This is a genomic window from Xanthomonas campestris pv. asclepiadis, assembly GCF_020784175.1.
GTDB lineage: Bacteria > Pseudomonadota > Gammaproteobacteria > Xanthomonadales > Xanthomonadaceae > Xanthomonas > Xanthomonas campestris_D.
Genome location: NZ_JAJGQM010000054.1, coordinates 15,267 through 34,574, shown reverse-complemented (window position 1 = coordinate 34,574; position 19,308 = coordinate 15,267). Strand labels below are relative to the sequence as shown.

Sequence of the window (19,308 nt, the reverse complement as noted above, 5' to 3'; positions counted from 1 at the left end):
AAGGCTCTGGCGCGGCATCCATGCCGCTCAAGGTCCCGCGACGGTAGGCGGGCAAGGACCCGTCGAGATGGTCGGTGTGCATGTTAAGGACAGGCACGGTGTCCTGCTGTTCTTCAAGGAGGCGTCCGCCGATCTCCTAACGCAAGCCGATCAACGTACAAGCTTTTAAGCAAACAACCGGCCAACTGTCCGGTGAGGGCACCGCGCACTCGGCCGACTGAGTATTTGACGCTGCACCTAAACGCTGCCGTCGTGGAGATTGCCGGCAAGCTTATTGCGTGCGCGTCAGGCCATGGCGGTGCAACAGCTGCCGCAGGCGGCGCTGCACCCGCTGCAGGTCTGCCTGGTCCGCCTCGTCGAGAATACCTTTGGCCAACGCGTCGAACTGCGGCCAGAACTGGCTGGGGTCGCGCACCCGCTGCGGCCAGACCGACAACATCTTGCCCAGGTCGGCGAGTTGATGGCTGGTGTGGGTGTGTCTGCGTGTGCTCATGTCGCGTCCGCCGGCCAGTCCAGTGCCACAGCGTGAACCGCACCGTCGTCAACCAGGGTGAAAGCCAGCTCGGCCTGTGTCACGCCGTCGATCTCCAGCCGCGCCTCGATGCCCGGGCGTTGGGTGACGTCGATGACATAGGTGCTGCTGCCGAGGCAATAGCGCAGCTGGTAGCCCGGCCAACCGGCCGGGATGCACGGCACGATGTGCATGCGCTCGCCGTGGCGCTGCAGGCCGAGCAGCGATTCGGTCAGCAGCCGGTACATCCAGCCGGCCGCACCGGTGTACCAGCTCCAGCCGCCGCGGCCGGCGTGCGGCGCCACCGCGTAGACATCGGCGGCCAGCACATAGGGCTCGGCCTTGTAGCGTTGCATGCCCGCCGCGTCGCGGGCGTGGTGGATCGGGTTGATCAGGCCGGCCAGTTGCCAGGCGCGCGCGCTGTCGCCGCGGTGGGCAAAGGCCATCGTCGCCCACACCGCCGCATGCGTGTACTGGCCGCCGTTCTCGCGTACGCCGGGGACGTAACCACGGATATAGCCCGGATCGTGCCCGGTGCGATCGAACGGAGGCACCAGCAGCTTGACGATGCCGGCGTCGGCATCCACCAGTTGCTGATGCAGCGCGTCCATCGCCTGTGCACTGCGTGCCGGATCCACCGCGCCGGACAGCACCGCCCAACTTTGCGACAGCGAATCGATGCGGCATTCGTCCGAATCGCTCGAACCCAGCGGCGTGCCGTCGTCGAACCAGGCCCGCCGGTACCACCGCCCGTCCCAGGCATGCTGTTCCAGTGCGGTGCGCAAGGCCTGCGCCTGTGTGCGGCAGGTCGCCGCAAAGGCTGCATCGTCGCGTTGTGCGGCCACGGCGGAAAAGCGCAGCAATGCGTCGTAGAGGAAAAAGCCCAGCCACACGCTCTCGCCCTTGCCGTCCTTGCCGACCCGGTTCATGTCGTCGTTCCAGTCGCCACTGCCGATCAGCGGCAGGCCGCGTTCGCCCAGTCGTGCCATGCCGCGTTGCAGGGCGAGCACGCAGTGCGCGTACAGCGACTGCATGTTGCCGGTGATCTGCGGCAGGTCGTAATACGATTCCTCGTCGGGCTTGAGGGCGCGCCCGTCGATGAAGCTGACCCGCTCGTCCAGCACGCTGGCATCTGCGGTGACCTCCAGATAGCGGCACAGTGCCTGCGGCAACCACAGAAAATCGTCCGAGCACTGCGTGCGCACGCCGCGGTCCTGTGGCGGATGCCACCAATGCTGCACATCGCCCTGCGCGAACTGATGCGCAGCACAGCGCAGCAGATGCGCGCGGGCCAGCGCCGGCTGCGCGTGCACCATCGCCATGCTGTCCTGCAACTGGTCGCGGAACCCGTAGGCGCCACCGGACTGGTAATAGCCGCTGCGTGCCAGGAACCGGCAGGCGATGGTCTGGTAGAGCAGCCAGCCGTTGGCCAGCAGGTCCACCGCCGGATCGGGCGTGCGCACCTGCACGCTGCCCAGCACCTGCTGCCAGTGCGCGCGCACCGCCAGCAAGGCGGCTTGCGCGGCGGCAACCCCGCGGCTCTGGCGTGCCAGTGCCAGCGCGGTGTCGCGATCCACCGCCGCACCCAGGCGGAACACCGTTTCAAAGCTCTGTTCGGCCGCCAGCGTCACCGGAATCTGGATCGCCGCGCACGGGTCCAGGCCGGCACCTACGCGCCCGGACAGGCGTTGCCGGCCGAGTGCGGCGGGCAACGCCAGGCTGCCATTGCGCCCGATGAATTCGCTGCGGTCTGCGGTGATGCTGCGGCTGGGCGCATCGGCATCGAAGAATGCCACGCGCCCGTCGAACTCGGTGTTGTACGGGTTGCGCGCGGTCAGCACGCTGCTGCCCAGGTCCACCTCGCTGACCACATGCAGTTGCGAGCGTGTGCGGATGTCGCCCAGCACCCACTCCACATAGCCGGTCACGCTGAGCCGGCGCGGGCGCCCGGACAGATTCTTCAGCCGCAGATGGCTGAACTTGATCGGCCGTTCCACATCGACGAACACCCACAGCTCGCTGCCGATGCCGTGTTCGATATGGCTGTAGACGCTGTAACCGAACCCGTGGCGCACCGTGTAGCGCGCGTTGCCGCGACACGGCAACGCCATCGGCGACCACACCTGGCCGGTGTCTTCGTCACGCAGGTAGAACGCCTCGCTGGAGGCATCGCCGACCGGGTCGTTGTGCCATGGGGTGAGCCGGAATTCGTGCGCGTTCTCGGCCCAGCTGTAACCGGGGCTGCTGTCGCTGACCACCGTGCCGAAGTGCGCATTGGCCATCACGTTGCACCAGGGCGCCGGCGTGGCCGTGCCCTGGTCTAGGGTGATGCGGTATTCGCGGCCGTCGGCAGCGAACGCGCCCAGGCCGTTGTCGAACACCACCGCTTCTTCGGCTGCGGCCTGCAGGGTGGTGTCCAGGTAGGCGGCGTGGGTGCTACTCGGATAATCGGCGCTGTCCAGTTGCTGGATGGGTTCCAGCGCCGGCGGCAGCGCACGTGCGCCGGGGTGGCGTTGCAGCTGCGCGTCCAGGCTGCCGTTGGCATCGCTGAGGATCGCGCGCGCCACGGTCTGCAGCAGCACGCGGTCTTCCTGCGAGATGTGTTCGATGGCGCGGACAAAGATGCCGCCGGGGCGGTCGAGCACATTGGCCTCGGGGTCGGCGGCGATCAGGCCCAGGATGGCGTCCTGCAGCGATTGCCGATAGCCGGACTGGCTTTCGTTCCAGATCACCAGATCCGCGCGCAGGCCTTTCAGGCGCCAGTACGCGTGCGCCTGCACCAGCTGGCGCACCAGCTCCAGATTGTCCGGGTCGGTGATGCGCAACAGCACGATCGGCAGGTCGCCGGAGATGGCGTGACTCCACAACGCCGACTGGCCGCGATGGTTGTGCAGCAGCACCTCGTTGTCGGCGCGCAGTTGCGGGTCGACGAACAGCACGCGTGCGGCCAGCCGCTCGTAGAGCATCGCGTCGTCCAGCGAGGCGTTGATCTGCCGGCGGGTGACCTGGCTCTGGGTCAGCGCCAGATCGAACACGCGATCGGCCAGACGGCGGTCGCGGTACTTGTCGATCAACGCGGTGCAGGCCGCGCGCTGGGTGCCGACGCCGTAGACCATGTCCACCTGCGCCTGTTGGTCCGGTGCCAGCGAAATACGGCAGCGGATCGCCACGATCGGGTCCAGCACCGAGCCGGCCGCGCCGGACAGGCTGGCCTGATCGCGCAGCGCCAACGGATTGCGGGTGCTGCGCCCGCGCCCGACAAACGCGGCGCGGTCGGTCTCGTAGGAGATCGATGCCACATCGGCATCGTGCACCGCCACCAGATGCAGCATCCACGGCTGCGCCTCGTCATGCCCGCGCGGGCGCCGCGTGCACAGCAGCGCCTGTTTGTCGGCGAGGATCTCGGTCTGCACGAACAGGTTGCTGAAGGCCGGATGCGCCTCGTCGGCCTGCGCCGGTGCCAGCACCACTTCGGCGTAGGTGGTGATTTCGATCACCCGCGTCTGCCGCGAGCGGTTGCGGATGCGCAGCCGGCGCAGCTCCACATCGTCCTCGGCGGAAATGGCGATTTCCAGATGGCTGTCGTAACGCTGGTGGCTGCCCTTGAACTCGGCCTTGGCCTCGGAAAAGATCGCCTCGTAGCGCTCCACCGGCACGCAGGTGGGCTGGTGCGCGGCCGACCACACCGCGCCGCTGTCCACATCGCGCAGGTAGCAGAACGTGCCCCAGTGATCGCGGGTGCCGTCTTCGCGCCAGCGGGTCACCGCCATGTCGCGCGCGCGGCTGTAGCCACCGCCGGCCGAGGTCAGCATGCCGTGGTAACGCCCGTTGGACAGCAACTGCAGCGCCGGCTGGGCCAGGTTGGGGTCGCGATGGATGCGCAAGGCCATGCCCGCCTCGGCGGCCACCGGGCGTTGCGCTGCGTCGGCCAGGCCTTTGACGTACACACCGGCGCGCGGGGCGCGCTCCTGCAGCAGCAATAGCGTGGCCTGGAACTGCGGGTCGGCGACAAAGCGCCGCTGCATCGGCGCATCGCGCAACACGTGGTCCAGCGCCAGCAGCGCCATGCCCTGGTGATGCGACATGAACGAGCGCACCAGCGCGTGGTGTTCGCCACGCGGCACCCGCGACGGGGTGTAGTCGATCGCCTCGTACAAGCCGAAGCGCCCGCCAAATCCCAGCGCCTGCAGCTGCTGCAGGTTGCGGCAGGCCGCATCCGGTTCGACCATCAGTGCCATGGCGCTGGCATACGGGGCGATCACCAGGTCCTGGCCCAGGCCGCGCTTGAGCCCCAGGCCGGGCACGCCAAAGGCGCGGTACTGGTAATTGCGCCGCGTATCGACCGTGTTGTAACCCGATTCGGACACCCCCCACGGCACCGCGCGCGCGGCGCCGTAGCGGATCTGCGCCTGCACCGCGCCACGCATCGAGCGGCTCAGCAGCGTCTGCGGGTAGCTGGGCATCACCAGGTCGGGCATCAGGTACTCGAACATCGAGCCGCTCCACGACAGCAGCGTCGGTTCGGCGCCGGTGTCGGTGAGCGTGCGCCCGAGTGCGAACCAGCTGTCCTGCGGCAGCTTGCCCTGGGCGATGGCCACGAAGATCCCTAAGCGTGCCTCGGAGGCGAGCAGATCGTAATGCCCGCTATCCAGGCGATGGTCGTCGACGTTGTAGCCGATCGAGAGCAACTGCTGGGCGGGGCTGTAGAGGAAGTCGTAGTCCATCTGCGCCAGTTGCCCGGCGATATGCGCAAGCCGTTGCAGTTCCTGCACGCGTCCGGCCGCCCAGGTCTGCACGCCGGGTGTGTGGTGGCTGGCGGCGAGTTGCCGCAGCGTGGCGACGGTGTCGCCAGATGTTTGCGTCGCCTGCGCATCGGTACCGGCAGGCATGGTTGCGCAATGGCCTATCTCGGCCAGCGCCGCCGCGCAGCTGTCGATCAAGCGTTGCGGCCACGGCTCGTCGTCGTCGCTGCCCGGCATCAGCGCCAGGAGCGTGTGGCTCTGCGCCAGCAGCAGCGCCAGCGCCTGCTCGACCTGGTGCAGGCTCGGCGCGGGCTGGCTGCGGATGCGCTGCACGCTCTGCGCCATTGCGTCCAGCGCATCGGCGGCGGCGTCGCTGCGTGTCTGCGTGTGCGATGCCAGCACGCCCAGGATGTCGGCCAGTCCATCGAACACCGCCATCGACACCGCCGGTGCATCCACCAGCGCCAGCAGCCCTTGCCGCAGCGTCAGCAGATGCCCGACCAGGTTGCCGCTGTCCACGGTGGAGACGTAGCGCGGCAACAACGGCACCAGCGTTTCGGTGTCGTACCAGTTGTAGAAATGGCCGCGATAGCGCGGCAGCGCTTCCAGCGTGGCCAGGGTATCGGCCACGCGGCTCATCACGCCGCCCACCGTCAGGTAGCCCAGATCGTAGGCGGCCAGATTGGCCAGCAGGCCCAGGCCGATATTGGTCGGCGAGGTGCGGTTGGCCACCACCGTGACCGGATACTCCTGCACGTTGTCCGGCGGCAACCAGTGGTGCTGCGCGGTGCAATGGCTCTCGAAGAACGCCCAGGTGCGCCGCGACAATCCACCCAGGAAGGCGCGCTGCTCCAGTGACAGTTGCGCCACCGGCGCGGCGGGCTGCTCGCCCAGCCAGGCCATCAACCAGGGCGCACCCATCCACGCCAGCCCCAGCGGCAATGCCGCCCACAGGGCCAGCGGCGACCACCACGCCACCGCGGCGACCGCCAAGGCCGCACTGCAGGCGGCGCCGGCCATCAGCTGTTGCTCGGCATTGCCACTGCGCGCGCTGCGCTCCACTTCGCTGGAGGGCGCCCACTGCAATAGGTGGCGCTGGGTGATCGCCATCCGCACCAGCGTGCGGGCGATCGCCGACAGCTGCAGCCCCGCTTCGAATGGCAGGCAGGCCAGCACCACGCCGGTGCGCAGCAGGTGCTGACGCAGCCCCACCCCGACCTGGCGCGCGTGATGGCGCAGTCCCAGGCCCTCGGGCGGATGCGCCAGCGCATACAGCGCCGAACACAGTCCCGGCAGCAGCCATAGCAACAGCAGCCACAGCGTCCAGCGCAACGGGGTGGGCGAGACCAGCCAGCCGATCAACAACAAACCCAAGGCGGCCGGTGCCACCAGGCTGCGGCGCAGGTTGTCCAGCAACTTGCCGCGCGACAACCACGACAGCGGATTACGCGCGCGTCGGCCGCCACGGTCGGGCACCCACGGCAACAGCCATGGCAACAACTGCCAGTCGCCACGCACCCAGCGTGCGCGCCGCTTGGCATCGGTGGCATAGCGTTGCGGATGGCGTTCGTACAACCGCACGTCGCTGAGCAAGCCGGCGCGCACGTAGCAGCCTTCCAGCAGGTCATGGCTGAGCACACGGTTGTCGGGGAAGCGGCCGGCCAGCACCTGCTCGAAGGTGGCCACCGCATAGATGCCCTTGCCGATGAAGGAGCCTTCGCCGAACAGATCCTGATACACGTCCGACACCACGCGGGTGTACGGGTCGATGCCCGGCTCGATGCCGAACATGCGCGCAAACCGCGATTCGCCGCCCTCGCTCATGCCGGTGCCCAGGCCGGGCTGCAGAATGCCGTAACCGGCCTCGACGATCTGCCCGGACGCATCCATGCGCGGCACATTCAACGGATGCGACATTGCCCCGACCAGCGCGCGTGCCGCGTCCCGCGGCAGGTGGGTGTCGCTGTCGAGCGTGATCACATAGCGCACCTGCACCAGCGCGGCCACATCGCCCTGCACCTGCAGGAATTCGCTGGCTGCCTGCAGCCGCGGGTCGTCAGCGCAGAGCAGGCGGTTGAGCGCCTCGAGCTTGCCACGCTTGCGCTCTGCGCCCATCCAGCAGCCCTCGCCAGCGTTCCACTGGCGTGCGCGGTGCAGCAGGAAGAAACGGTCGCCGTGCGCATCGGCATAGGCCGCGTTGAGCCGGTCGATGTGCTGCGCCGCATGCGCCACCAGCGCCATGTCTGTGGGCAGCACTGCCTGCCCGGCGTCGAGGAAATCGGTGAGCAGCGCGAAGTACAGCTGCGCGTCGCGGTTGGCCAGGTAGTGCACCTCCAGCGCGCCGACCAGCTCGTCGATGGCCTCGTGGTTGGCCAGCATGCTCGGCATCACCACCAGCGTGCGGCAGTCGGGCGTAATGCCGGCACGCAGGTCCATGCGCGGCAACGGATGCGGGCGCACCCACAGCGTTGCCACCCAGTTGACCAGCGCAATGCCCAGCTCGCTGGCGGCCAGCAGCGCGATGCCGGCGGTGATCCACCGCAGCATTGGCGGCGCGGCGCCCACGCCCTGCAGCAGCACGCCGGTCCACACCAACGCGATCGCTGCGATCGGCAACAGGTAGACCGGCAGCGCAACGCGACGCGCGCGTGGGCGCAGTGGCGCCGGCGTGCCCGACGCGGCTGGGTCGCGCAACGCGGCACGCAGCCGCGGCAATCCCGCATCCACCAGGTAATAGCCCACGTGGCTGGCCACCGGCGTTGCGGCATCGGCGTGTGCGGCCAGCTGCAATACTGCTTCGGCCACGGCCGGCTCGTCGCGCTCCAGGCGCTGCGCCAGCTGTTCCACCACATGCCGGTAACTATCGCGGGTATGGAAATCCATGCGCGCGTAGACGTCGGCCGGATCCTTGCGCAGGCTCTGCTCGACAACGCTCATGGCCTCGACGAAGTCGCGCCAATCCATCTCGTCCAGGAACCGCAGGCTACCGATGCTGTTGCTGATCGAGACCTGCTCGGCTGCCTGGCGCTGGCTCTCGGCGTGCACCAGCGCTTCCACACTGTGGCCCTCGCTTGCCAGCCATTGCTCCACCCACGCGCTGGCCATCGACAACACCGGCCCGCGGCCCTGGATGCCGCGCGTCAGCTCGGCCACGAATGCACCGGTTGCCGGCGGCTGCGAGCGCGCCAGGTCGGCCACCACCACCACCACATCCTTGGGCTGGGTAGCGGCAGTGGCGTTGAGCAATGCCGCCCAATGCGCCGCCAGGCTGCTGTCGCGTCCATCGTGCATGATGTCGTCGGCAATGCGGCGCAGGTTGTCGATCAGCGCCAGCCGCAACATGATCGGAATCGCCCACAACTCGCCGAGCTTGAGCGGTGCCACCTGTTGATAGGCAGCGATGAAACGGCTCAGCGTGATGACATCCACGCGCCCGTCGCCATGCGCCACCACCTGCAAGCCCAGCTCATACACGCGCGGCAGGCCCACCGAGGTGGGCGTGCGCAGGCGCGGCAATTGCCGGCTGTAACCGGGCGGAAGATGCTGACGCGCCAGGCGCATCTGTTCTTCGACCAGATAATAATTGTCCAGCAACCATTCGCCAGCCGGGTGCAACTGCACGCCGTCGGCCGCCATCTCGCTCAATCGCGCAGCAGTGCTGCCAAGCGAGCGCTGGTTGGATTTGAGTTGCGCCAGCAGCAGTTCGCGCGTGGGCCCGGTATGCAGCACATGGGCCTGCGCCAGCGTCTGTCCCAGCGCTTCCATCTGTTCGTCGCCGAACAGGGCCGCGCCTTGCGGCGCTGGATCGACCGGTGACTGTTGCAGTATTGCGGCTGGCTGCGTGATCGACTGCCACCAGAGAGAAAACGCAGAAGCCTTCCGCTGTGGCGGCATCGAGACATGACCTGTGCAGCAGGTGCGCCGCTAGAGGCCGTGATCATGCGCGCTGGCACAGTGGCGCATGTGAAGGCAGCCGGCTTCCTCTGGCTGCCGTATCTACGCGTCTGCACAATACGTTTGCGTATCCTCGGCGCATACCATTGATCAGGACTGCCTGCCTGCGTCGATCGAAGGCGCGCGATGGCGGTTTCGTGCAGGGTTGCCTGCGACCGGCCAGCGCGGCGCAGGCAGCGGTGATTCGCTCTCTGCGCGCCCGCTTCCGCGCAGGACAGACCCGATGTGCGGTCCATGTCGCATGCTGCGCCCCTATGCAGGGAACAACAAACATGTCCATCACCGCGCCTGACCACGCCCAAGCTACGCCTGCCAGGCGTGCGATCACGCCACGTGTCGCGTGGTGCGTCGCGCTGACACTGACGCTGCTGATGCTCGACAGCGCGGCAGCGACCACGCCCACGCATGCCACCATGCACGTCGCCGGGCTGGAACAGCCCGCGCAGATTCGTGTGGACCGTTGGGGCGTGGCGCATCTGTACGCCAGGACCGACAACGATGCGTTCTTCGTGCAAGGCTTCAATGTCGCACGCGACCGCCTGTTTCAGCTCGATCTGCTGCGCCGCAAAGGGCTCGGTCATCTGGCCGATGCATTCGGTCCGGCCTATGTCGAACAGGATCGCGCCGCGCGGCTGTTCCTGTATCGCGGCGACATGGCCAGGGAATGGCGCAGTTACGGGCCTGACGCACAGCGCGATGTCAGCCGCTTCGTTGCCGGCATCAATGCCTATATCGACTGGCTGGACGCAAACGCGCAGGCGCTGCCTTATGAGTTTGGTCGCTTCGCCTATCGCCCGGAAAAGTGGGCGCCGGAAGACGTGCTGCGCATCCGCACCACCGGCCTGAGCCGCAATGTCAAAAGCGAAGTCGCGCGCGCCAGGGTCGCCTGCAAGGCTTCGCTGGCCGTCGATGCGGTGCGCCAGACACTGCAACCGGCCTGGACCACTACCGTGCCCGAGGGCCTGGATCCCTGTCTTCCGGAGGATGTGCTGAAGGTCTACGAGCTGGCGACGCAAAGCCCCAGGCTCAGCGCCGACACGCATCCTGCGCTTGCGCAGACCACGCCGCTGCGTGCGGCCGAGGACGTCTCCGCCGAAGGCAGCAACAACTGGGTCATCGCACCACAAAAATCCGCGACCGGCCACGCCGTGCTCGCAGACGACCCGCATCGCGCCTATACCGTTCCCAGCCTGCGCTACTTCGTGCATCTCAACAGCCCGGGCCTGAACATCATCGGCGCCGGCGAGCCGACCGCACCTGGCATTGCGATCGGCCACAACCAGACCAGCGCGTTCGGTCTGACCATCTTCAACATCGACCAGGAAGACCTGTACGTCTATCGCCTGAACCCGGCCGACAACGCGTCCTACTGGTACAACGGCAAGTGGGAGCCGTTGCGCACACAGCACGAACGCATCGCAGTGCGCGGCGGCGCAGCGGTGGATGCGCAGCTGCAATTCACCCGCCACGGGCCGGTGATCCATCTCGATGCAGACAAGCACATCGCTTATGCGATCCGTTCGGTGTGGAGCCAACCGGGCACGGCCCCCTATCTGGGGTCCTTGCGCTATCTCAAGGCGGACTCGTTCGAGCAGTTCAAGGACGCGCTTGCACAGTGGGGCGCGCCGTCGGTCAATCAGGTCTACGCGGACGTCAAGGGCAACATCGGTTGGGCCACCGCCGGCATGACACCGCGCCGCGTGCGCTCCGATGGCCTGCTGCCGGTGCCTGGCGACGGCCGCTACGAGTGGGATGGCTTCTGGAACGCTGATGTCCTGCCTTCGGCGAAGAATCCCGCGGCAGGCTTCATCACCACCTCCAACGAGATGAATCTGCCGGCCGGTTACCCGTATGCGCAGCGCAGGATCGGTTTCGAATGGGCCAACGACGCGCGCCATGCGCGCATCACCCAGGTGCTGTCGCAGCTGCCGACGGTGAGCCTGCAGGATTCGGAAAGACTGCAGAACGATCAGGTATCGCTGCTGGCGCAGCGCCTGGTCGCCTTGCTCACCCCGCTGCAGGCGCACGACGAGGCCACCACTGCGGCGCTCGGCGTGCTAAAGCCCTGGGACGGCACGGTCAGCGCCACCTCCGCCGCCGCCGCGCTGGAGGAGTTGTGGTTCAGCCGTTATCTCGGCGAGGCCTACAAGGCACTGGTGCTACGCCCTTCCGAGGCGGCCACCTTCGGCATGCCGGATGCGGCGGCGTTGATGGATGCACTGGAGCATCCCGGTGCAGCCTTCGGTCCCGCACCGGCAGCACGCCGCGATCAACTGCTGCTGGACTCGCTCCGCAGCGCATACCTGGCGCTGGTCGAGCTGCAGGGGCCGGATCCTGCGCAGTGGCAGTGGGGCAAGCTGCACGTCAACAAGGTCTCGCATGCGATGAGCGCTGCGGTCGGCACCGATCATGCGCTGCTGGATGTCGGCCCGTTCGCCAAGGGCGGCAGCCCGTACACGCCCAATCAATCCAGCTACGACCCCAAGGATTTCCGCCAGACCATCGGCCCGTCCGCACGCCTGATCATCGACCTGGGCAACTGGGACAACTCGCGCGCCATGAACTACCCCGGCCAGTCCGGCGACCCGGCCAGCCCGCATTACCGCGACCTCGCACCGATGTGGCTGCAGGGCACGTATTTCCCGCTGCTGTACACGCGCGCTGCGGTCGATGCGGCCACCGAGCAGGTCGTGGATCTGGTGCCGGCGCACGCAAAATAGCGCGTTGCTGGAAGGCGCGTATAGGCATCGAAGGCGACGCAGATGTGCTGTCGCCTGCCGTCGGTATGCATCGAATGGGCTGCGTGCATTCGATACAGCGCAGCACACGCCTGTACACCGCCCCTGCCATCCGGCCTATTGACTACACCTGTCGTCACGCTTACGGTAGCGACAACTGTAGTCATGGAGAGCGGCATGCGTGGCAAGACCATCGGGGACCAGGAGCTGGCCCTGCTGCAACACATCGAAGAACAACGGCAGGCCAGTGTTGGTGAAGTGGCGGCCGCGTTCGGTGAGCCGCGTGGGCTGGCGCGCTCGACCGTGCTGACCATGATGGAGCGCCTGCGCGCCAAGGGCTTCCTGCGTCGCGAGCAGGTGGACGGCATGTACCGCTACAGCGCCACCAGCGGGCAGGACGCGGTGGTGCGCTCGGCGGTGGGGCAGTTCGTGGAAAAGACCTTGCAGGGCTCGGTGTCGCCGTTCGTGGCGTGGATGTCGCAGCGCGCCGAGGTCAGCGATAGCGAGCTGGCCGAGCTCGAAGCCCTGGTCGCCAAGCTGCAGTCGCAGCGCAAGGAGGATTGAGCATGTCGCCGATGATCGAAGCCTTGCTTTGGAGACTGGGTGCCACCAGCGTGCAGACCGCCGTGCTGGCGTTGGCGGTGTGGGCGCTGTGCCGCAGTGTGCGGCGGCTGCCGGCCACCACGCAGACCTGGCTGTGGTGGCTGGTGGGAGTGCAGGCGGTGGTCGGCCTGTTGTGGAACGCGCCGCTGCAGTTGCCGGTGTTGCCCGCAGCCACGCCCACGCCTGCGGTGATTGCCGGCGACAGCCTGGCGCCGATGGTGATGGCCAATGCCACTGCATCCGGCGCCAGCGCGGTCGCGAGCGCGAGCGCCGCAGACGTGCTGCAGGGAGCAACCGGCCCGTCCTGGGCGCTGTGGTTGGCCGCACTGTGGGTTGCCGGCATTGCAGTGATGTCGCTCGGCACACTGCGCGCCTACCGACGCAGCCGTGCCCTGGTCCGCGCTGCCGCACCGTGCACCGATCGCGCCCTGGTCGCCGCACTGCGCATGGCCGCAGAGGCACATGGCCTGTCGCAGCCGCCGGACATACGGCTGTCGCAGCAGATCGCCTCGCCGCAGTTGATCGGCCCCTGGCGACCGGTGTTGCTGCTGCCCGCCGCACGCCTGCCGCACATGGCCGACGACGATCTGGACATGGCGCTGACGCATGAACTGATCCACCTGCGTCGCCGCGATTTGTGGTGGGGCTTGCTGCCGTCGCTGGCCCAGCACCTGTTCTTCTTCCACCCGCTGGTGCACCTGGCCGCGCGCGAATACGCCACCGCCCGCGAAGCCGCCTGCGATGCCGCGGTGGTCGCAGGCCACCGGCATTGCCGCCATGACTATGGCCGGCTGCTGGTGCAACTGGGCGTGGCACCGCGCCCGCATGGCGGCGTGGCCAGCGCCTCGCCGTCCTTCCTCAGCCTCAAACGGAGATTGCTCATGTTGCAGAACCCGACCTCGTTCCCGCGGTTTGGCGCGGCGCTGATCCTGGGCGCGGTGGCCATCACCGGCGTGCTGCCGCTGCGCCTGGTGGCCATGCCCGCCGCGCCGGCTGTTGCTGCCGCATCAGCGGCCGCACCGGCCAAACCAGCTGCCGGCGTGTCCAGCACCGTGGCGCCTGCTTCCGCCGCCGCTGCTGCCGCACCGGCCATTGCGGCTGCGAACGCCGCACCGGCAAACGCCGCCGCACCGGCTGCAGGGGCGTCCTCCTCCAGCCAGACCTTCACCACCACGTCCACGCACGGCCAGATCAACCTGTCGCACGACCCCGACCGCGATGCCTACGTGCTGCTGCAGGGCAACGACAGCGTCATGAATGGCTCGGTGGACGATCTCAAGCATGTGCGTCGTCTGGCCGGCAAGGATGGTCAGCTGATGTGGTTCCGCAAGGATGGCAAGCAGTACGTCGTGCGCGATCCCGACACCTTCAAGCGCCTGAATGCGGTGTATGCGCCAATCACCAAATTGGGCCAGGCGCAGGGCGCGCTGGGCGAGCGCCAGGGCGAACTCGGCGAACAGCAGGGCGAGTTGGGTGCGCAGATGGGTGAGCTGGGTGCACGTGCTGCCGATGCGGCCGCAAAGCACGTCAATGCATCCTTGCGCGACACCGATGCGCGCACACAACAGGCCGCCGAGCGTGCGGCGCAGGCAGCAGAACGCGCAGTACGTCAGGCCGAACAGGCCATGCAGCGCAGCGGCGCCCAACAGCGGATGCAGGCGCTGGCCAGGCAGCAGGCGGCGCTCGCCACCGAGCAGGCAGATCTGGCCAGCCAGCAGGCCGCTGCCAGCGTACACGCCGACAAGGAAGCCCAGCGCATCATGCGCGAGGCGATCGCACAGGGGCTGGCTACGCAGATCGACGGCTGACCGGCGCAGGCTGCTCGCCGATGCCGTGCAACACGCAGGCGGCGGGCAGATTACGACATCCCGGCCGGCGGCAGTGACTGCTTCAAACAAGCTCGGCGCAGCACGCGCCCTGCAAGCACGCAGGGCCGGCGACAGGCAGTGATGGTTGATTCGCTTGTGCCGTTGCTCGCCGATACTGTGCAGCAGGTGCAGACGGCGAGCAGGCGATGACGTACCGGGTGGTGGTGTTGGGTGGCTTCGGGCATTTCGGTGCGCGCATCGTGCGGGCGCTGGCAACCACGGCGCAGATTCAGGTGATCGCGGCCGGGCGGCACCCCGGCGATGTAGCGACCAAGTGGCCGGGTGTCGCACCCGGCCGCATCTCTGCCTGCCGATTGGATACAGAGGCAGGCGATTTCGCCGCGCAACTGGCGGCCACTGCCGCCGATGCGGTGGTGCATACCGCAGGCCCGTTCCAGGGCCAGGATTACGCCGTGGCGCGCACCTGCCTGCAGGCCGGCATGCACTACATCGACCTGGCCGACGGCCGCACGTTCGTCCGCGATTTCCCCGCGGCAATGGATGCAGTGGCACGGCAAGCGCAGCGTGTGGCCATCAGCGGCGCCAGCACCTTGCCCGCGCTGTCGAGCGCCGTCATCGATGCCTTGCTGCCGCGTTTTTCTGCCCTGCGCGACATCCGCATGGTCATCGCGCCCGCCCAGGGCACCCCGTTGGGCCTGGCCACCGTGCGTGCAGTGTTGTCGTACTGCGGCACGCCGTTCACATGGCTGCATGAGGGCCGCTGGCAGACGGTGGTGGGCTGGGCCAGACCCACGCGCGTGCAGTTCGCCCAGCTTGCGCCGCGGCTTGCGTCAGCGTGCGATGTGCCCGATCACGATCTGTTGCCACAGCGCTATCCAGGCGTGCAAACCGTGCAGTTTCGTGCAGCGTTGGAGGTGCCGTTCCTGCAGCGCTGCCTTGCGATCGTCGCCTGGCTACGCCAACACGGCGTGCCACTGCCGATGGCGCACCTGGCCGATGTGTTTGCACGCGCGGCACGCTGGTTTGATCGCCTCGGCACCGACCTGGGTGGCATGCGTGTGGAGCTGCGTGGCACGCGCCATCACCAGTCCGGCGATCGCCAGCCGCTGCTGCTGCAGTGGGATCTCACCGCCCCGATGCTGCACGGCCCGGAGATTCCGTGTTTCGCTGCGATCCTGCTGGTGCGCAAGCTTGCCGCAGGGCAGGCGCTGCCGATCGGCGCGCATGCCTGCATGGGCTTGTTGACGCTGGCCGAATTCGAGCAGGAGTTTGCAGCGTGGCAGATGGTGACTGAGGTGTTGGAAGTGAGTGGGTAGCGCCGCACGTCCATACACATGGCCAATGAGTCGCTTGCAGCACCCAGCAGGTGTCGTTACACGCACACCAGATGGCCACACGCACTCAACGTCACACCTCGCGGAGCGTACGAAACGCAGACATATCGTTGAACGTGCAAAAGTGGAAACGCGGCACCGTGATCGGGCCGGCCGCCACAAGCCGCTTCAACCAATCGCCCACCGCAACGCGATAGGCCACCTGCTCAGCAGGAGCGAGCGTCTCGCATAGATAGGCCAGCGAGATATGGAACTGGTAATGGCTGTAGTCCGGGCGCTGCAGGTGCGTCAACGCCATCAGCTCCTTGCGCGCCGTCTCCAACCGCTGCGCGGTGGCCGCATCGGCAGGCAGCAACGGAATCAGCAGATTGTCGTTGCTGCCGGTTCTGGCCGCGGAGGGGTCGACCACAAACCGGCACGCCCCCAGCGGCGCGGTGTTGCGTTGCTGCAACCGCGACAGGAAGCGGGCGTGGATGTCGGCCAAGGCAACATCGCGCGCCAGATCGCCCGGCCACGGCCCGCGCGCGCGGTCGGTTTCGTTGACCCCGCCCAGCAAGGTCACGTGATAGCTGCTCGGCGGCAACACGGCGAGCTTGTTGGCGAAGCCGTGCTTGGGCAGCGCGCGGTAGATCTCCAGCACCCGGTCGAAGCTGTCGTAGCCATCGCCCTGTTGCTCGAGATGGCCGACAAACGTATTGCCGGCAAACGGCATCGGCCGCTTGGAGCGCAGAAACTTGCGGCCCACATCCGCAGGCGGCGCCGCATCGGCGAGCACCGGCAACGCGGTGGACAGCAGCGACGCGCCGGCAGCGGTAGCCAGCAGCCGGCGGCGGCTAAAGGTGGTATCCAGACATGACGCCATGCGTCGCTCCTCAAAGTTTGACGTTGAGACCAACCATCACGGTAGCGGCCATCTTCCAGGCCGATTGCACATATTCCTGATTGCGGCCGATGCGGTACTGGTAGCCCTGGCCGGCCAGATTGAGCACGTCCAGGCTCAGCGACACCGCCGGCGAAACATCCCAGCCCAGTTTCAGGTCGATGCGGTCCAGCGGTTGCTGGTAACGGTTGCGATAGAACTCGGGCAGGCTGCTGTAATTGGGAAAGCGGTCATCCCACAGCTCGCCGGTGCGGCTCCAGGCCAGCGTGGTGCGCAGTGGCCCACGGGCGTAATTCAGGGTCAGGTTCCACAACTGCCTGGGCTGCTGCGGCAGCACGTCCAGGGTGGTGCGGGTGCCATCGCCAAGCACCACCGGGTACTCCACATCCAGAAACGTGACATTGGCGGACACCGACAAGCCGTCCAGCGCGGGCAGCCATGGCCCCAGCTCCTTGATGGCCCCCAGCTCGGCGCCGCGCAGGCGCACCGGCCGGTCCACATTGCGCGGCTGGGTGACCAGCACCTGCTCGCCGTCGATGCTGTCCATCTGCCCGTAGCGGAAGATTTCATCATTGATGGTCTTGTGGAACAGCGCGACCGACAGCAGGCTGCCGCCGTCGTCAAAGCTCCAGTCGTGGCCAAGGTCCAGGTTCTGCGAGCGGCGCGGCTGCAGGTCCGGGTTGCCCTGGTTGAGCGTGGGTGGTGTGCTGCCCAGTGCGAGCACGCCGCCGTTCAGGGCCATCTGGTCCAGGCGCGGGCGCCCGATCGAGCGCGAGACGCCAACGCGCAGCGTGCCGTTGGCGCTGGTCTGCAGCTGCCCGCTGAGCGATGGCAACCAGTTGCGATAGGTGCGCACCGCGCTGACCGGCGTCCAGGTGGTTCCGCTCAGCTGCTGGCCGGTGCTGGCAAAGCGTGTCTGTTCCAGGCGGATGCCGCCAGCCAGCAGCCAGCAGCCAGCGCTCGCCGCGCCATTGCGCCTGGGCAAAGCCGGCGCGCACCTGTTCGTCGACGTCGTAGCTGCCGCTGTTCTGCGCGGTGGTGTCCACCACCCCGCGCGCCTGGCCGGCCAGGGCATCCCAGCGTGCGTCGGCCAATGCCTGGTCGATGGTCATCATCTCCCTGTTGCAGCCCAGGGCGCAGGTCGGGCGGCCCAGCACCTCGGCCAATGTGTCAGGCAGGCCATTCCAGGTGGTGCGCTGCACAGTGGTGCGCATGTGCATGCGCACCTGCCGCGCGCCCACGGCCAGCCCCAGCCCGCGGCTGTCCTCGTCCATGTTGCGACGCAGCTCCAGCTGCAGGTCGCCGACCCGTTCGGCGTAGGCGGTGCGCTCCTGCTGGTGATAGGCGTTGGGATAGCGCGCCGGGTCGTCGGCCAGGGCCGGGTCCAGCGGCGTGAATGCGGGCAGGGTGCCGCTCCAGTCGAACCCGTACGCCAGGCGATTTTGCTGGAAGCGGTCCCAGGTCTGTGGGTTGTCCACCGTGGCGCGCGAGGCACTTGCGCGCAGCGCGGCGCGCCATTGCGCCGGCAACTCGGCCAGCAGTTCGCCGTTGATGCCCGACAGCGCGCGCTTCCAGCGCAACTGCCCCAGTTCGACGTACTGATTCAGGTTGTCGAGCGTGCCGCCCTGCGCGCCGGTGCGGGTCAGGCGCGCGCTGTTCTGCACCTGGGCGTTCTGGGTATAGCGGTCCGAGGCCTCGCGCTGGCGAAAGGTGTAACCGGACACATTGGCCGCTGAGCGGACCCTCCGGCTGCCAGTCCACGCGTGCGGTGAGGCCGCGCCGCTGCCGGGTGTTGGCGTAGTTGTACCAGCGCCGCTCGCTGGGCACCGCAGCGCCGGTGCCGCCATAGGCCACCGGGTCGCGCGTGCCGTTGGCGGCATACCAGTTCAAGCCGCCGCCGTTTTCCTGCTGCGGCACCGAGATCTCGCGCCGCCACTGGCTGGCGGCACCCAAAAAGGCGAACTGCCCGTCGCGACCGAAGCGCTTGCCCCATTTCAGATCGCCCTCGCCAACCGGTGAGCGGCCGCCGTAGCGGCTGCCCATCAGGTTGGCGCCGCCCTTGGCCGAGAAGGTGAGCAGGCCATCCGGGCGGCCGAAGCCGGTGGCGGTGACCAGGTTGGTGACGCCGCCGATCACGCCACCGTCGTTTTCCGGCAGGAACGACTTCACCACGTCGATGCGGTCGACAAAGTTGGCCGGCAGCACATCCATCATCGCCTGGCGGCTGCCGATGTCGTTGCTGGCGAACGCAAAGCCGTCGATCAGCATGCTGTTGTAGTTGCCGTTGAGGCCGCGCACCGTCACGTAGCGCGGCTCGCCCTGGTACTCCACGGTGCTGACGCCGGTGACCCGGCGCAGCGCATCGCCCACATTGAAGTCCGCCAGTTGCCCGATGCTGTCGGCGGCGACCGAATCCACGACGGTGGGCGCGGCCTGTTTGGTGGCGATGGCGCGCGTGTTCTGCGACTGGAACGAGGTGCGCACCTGCACCGCATCCAGGGTCTGCGCCTCAGCATCGGCGGGCGCCTCGGCGGCCTGCGCCGGCGCCTGCATCCAGCCCGAAACGGCCATGCCCAGCGCGAGCGGCAATGTGCGACGCTGCGCGACGCAGGCCGGACCGGGCAGACACAGGAAGCCAGAGGGAGAGCGATGAAACAGACGCATGGCACGATCCGCACTGTCGGGCGGCCCCAACGTGGTGGCCGCAAACCGACTAA

Annotated in this window: 7 protein-coding genes and 1 pseudogene; 4 read left to right on the top strand and 4 right to left on the bottom strand. The window is 67.8% G+C overall.

Going from position 1 to position 19,308, the window contains the following annotated elements; genetic code table 11:
* Positions 1 to 271: 271 nt before the first annotated feature.
* Complete coding sequence (locus LL972_RS18640) at positions 272 to 493, bottom strand: hypothetical protein (RefSeq protein WP_115675521.1); 222 nt, start codon at positions 491 to 493, stop codon at positions 272 to 274.
* Positions 490 to 9,147 carry a GH36-type glycosyl hydrolase domain-containing protein gene (locus LL972_RS18635; protein WP_429002194.1) on the bottom strand — a complete coding sequence of 2,886 codons (8,658 nt, stop codon included), beginning with the start codon at positions 9,145 to 9,147 and terminating at the stop codon, positions 490 to 492. Before LL972_RS18635 ends, LL972_RS18640 begins: the two co-directional genes overlap by 4 nt.
* Before the next feature lie 431 nt (positions 9,148 to 9,578).
* Here LL972_RS18635 and LL972_RS18630 point away from each other — a divergent pair, with 431 nt between their 5' ends.
* From LL972_RS18630 to LL972_RS18615, 4 genes are all read left to right on the top strand, one after another.
* The gene (locus LL972_RS18630) at positions 9,579 to 11,927 is read left to right on the top strand and encodes a penicillin acylase family protein (protein WP_228328855.1); all 2,349 of its coding nucleotides are present in this window, start codon (positions 9,579 to 9,581) and stop codon (positions 11,925 to 11,927) included.
* 183 nt (positions 11,928 to 12,110) lie between these two features.
* Entirely contained in the window at positions 12,111 to 12,509 is a 399-nt protein-coding gene (locus tag LL972_RS18625) for a BlaI/MecI/CopY family transcriptional regulator (protein ID WP_024940429.1), read from the top strand.
* A gap of 2 nt (positions 12,510 to 12,511) precedes the next feature.
* Positions 12,512 to 14,356: a M56 family metallopeptidase gene (locus LL972_RS18620; protein ID WP_228328852.1), complete on the top strand. Its 1,845-nt coding sequence runs from the start codon at positions 12,512 to 12,514 to the stop codon at positions 14,354 to 14,356.
* 206 nt (positions 14,357 to 14,562) lie between these two features.
* Positions 14,563 to 15,693 (top strand): saccharopine dehydrogenase NADP-binding domain-containing protein, encoded by a 1,131-nt coding sequence (locus LL972_RS18615; protein WP_228328851.1) that lies wholly within the window; start codon positions 14,563 to 14,565, stop codon positions 15,691 to 15,693.
* Positions 15,694 to 15,784: 91 nt separating this feature from the next.
* On the opposite strand, the gene LL972_RS18610 is transcribed toward LL972_RS18615, so the two are convergent.
* Together LL972_RS18610 and LL972_RS18605 are read right to left on the bottom strand one after the other, a co-directional pair.
* Positions 15,785 to 16,573, bottom strand: coding sequence for a DUF1868 domain-containing protein (locus LL972_RS18610; RefSeq protein WP_228328850.1), 789 nt, complete (start codon positions 16,571 to 16,573; stop codon positions 15,785 to 15,787).
* Between the two features lie 10 nt (positions 16,574 to 16,583).
* Positions 16,584 to 19,255, bottom strand: a pseudogene (locus tag LL972_RS18605) (TonB-dependent receptor).
* Between the last annotated feature and the right edge of the window lie 53 nt (positions 19,256 to 19,308).

Excerpts from the sequence above, each read along its gene's own strand:
- LL972_RS18640 (WP_115675521.1), bottom strand. The coding sequence starts at position 493 with ATGAGCACACGCAGACACACCCACACCAGCCATCAACTCGCCGACCTG.
- LL972_RS18635 (WP_429002194.1), bottom strand. The coding sequence starts at position 9,147 with ATGCCGCCACAGCGGAAGGCTTCTGCGTTTTCTCTCTGGTGGCAGTCG.
- LL972_RS18630 (WP_228328855.1), top strand. The coding sequence starts at position 9,579 with ATGCTCGACAGCGCGGCAGCGACCACGCCCACGCATGCCACCATGCAC.
- LL972_RS18625 (WP_024940429.1), top strand. The coding sequence starts at position 12,111 with ATGGAGAGCGGCATGCGTGGCAAGACCATCGGGGACCAGGAGCTGGCC.
- LL972_RS18620 (WP_228328852.1), top strand. The coding sequence starts at position 12,512 with ATGTCGCCGATGATCGAAGCCTTGCTTTGGAGACTGGGTGCCACCAGC.
- LL972_RS18615 (WP_228328851.1), top strand. The coding sequence starts at position 14,563 with ATGACGTACCGGGTGGTGGTGTTGGGTGGCTTCGGGCATTTCGGTGCG.
- LL972_RS18610 (WP_228328850.1), bottom strand. The coding sequence starts at position 16,573 with ATGGCGTCATGTCTGGATACCACCTTTAGCCGCCGCCGGCTGCTGGCT.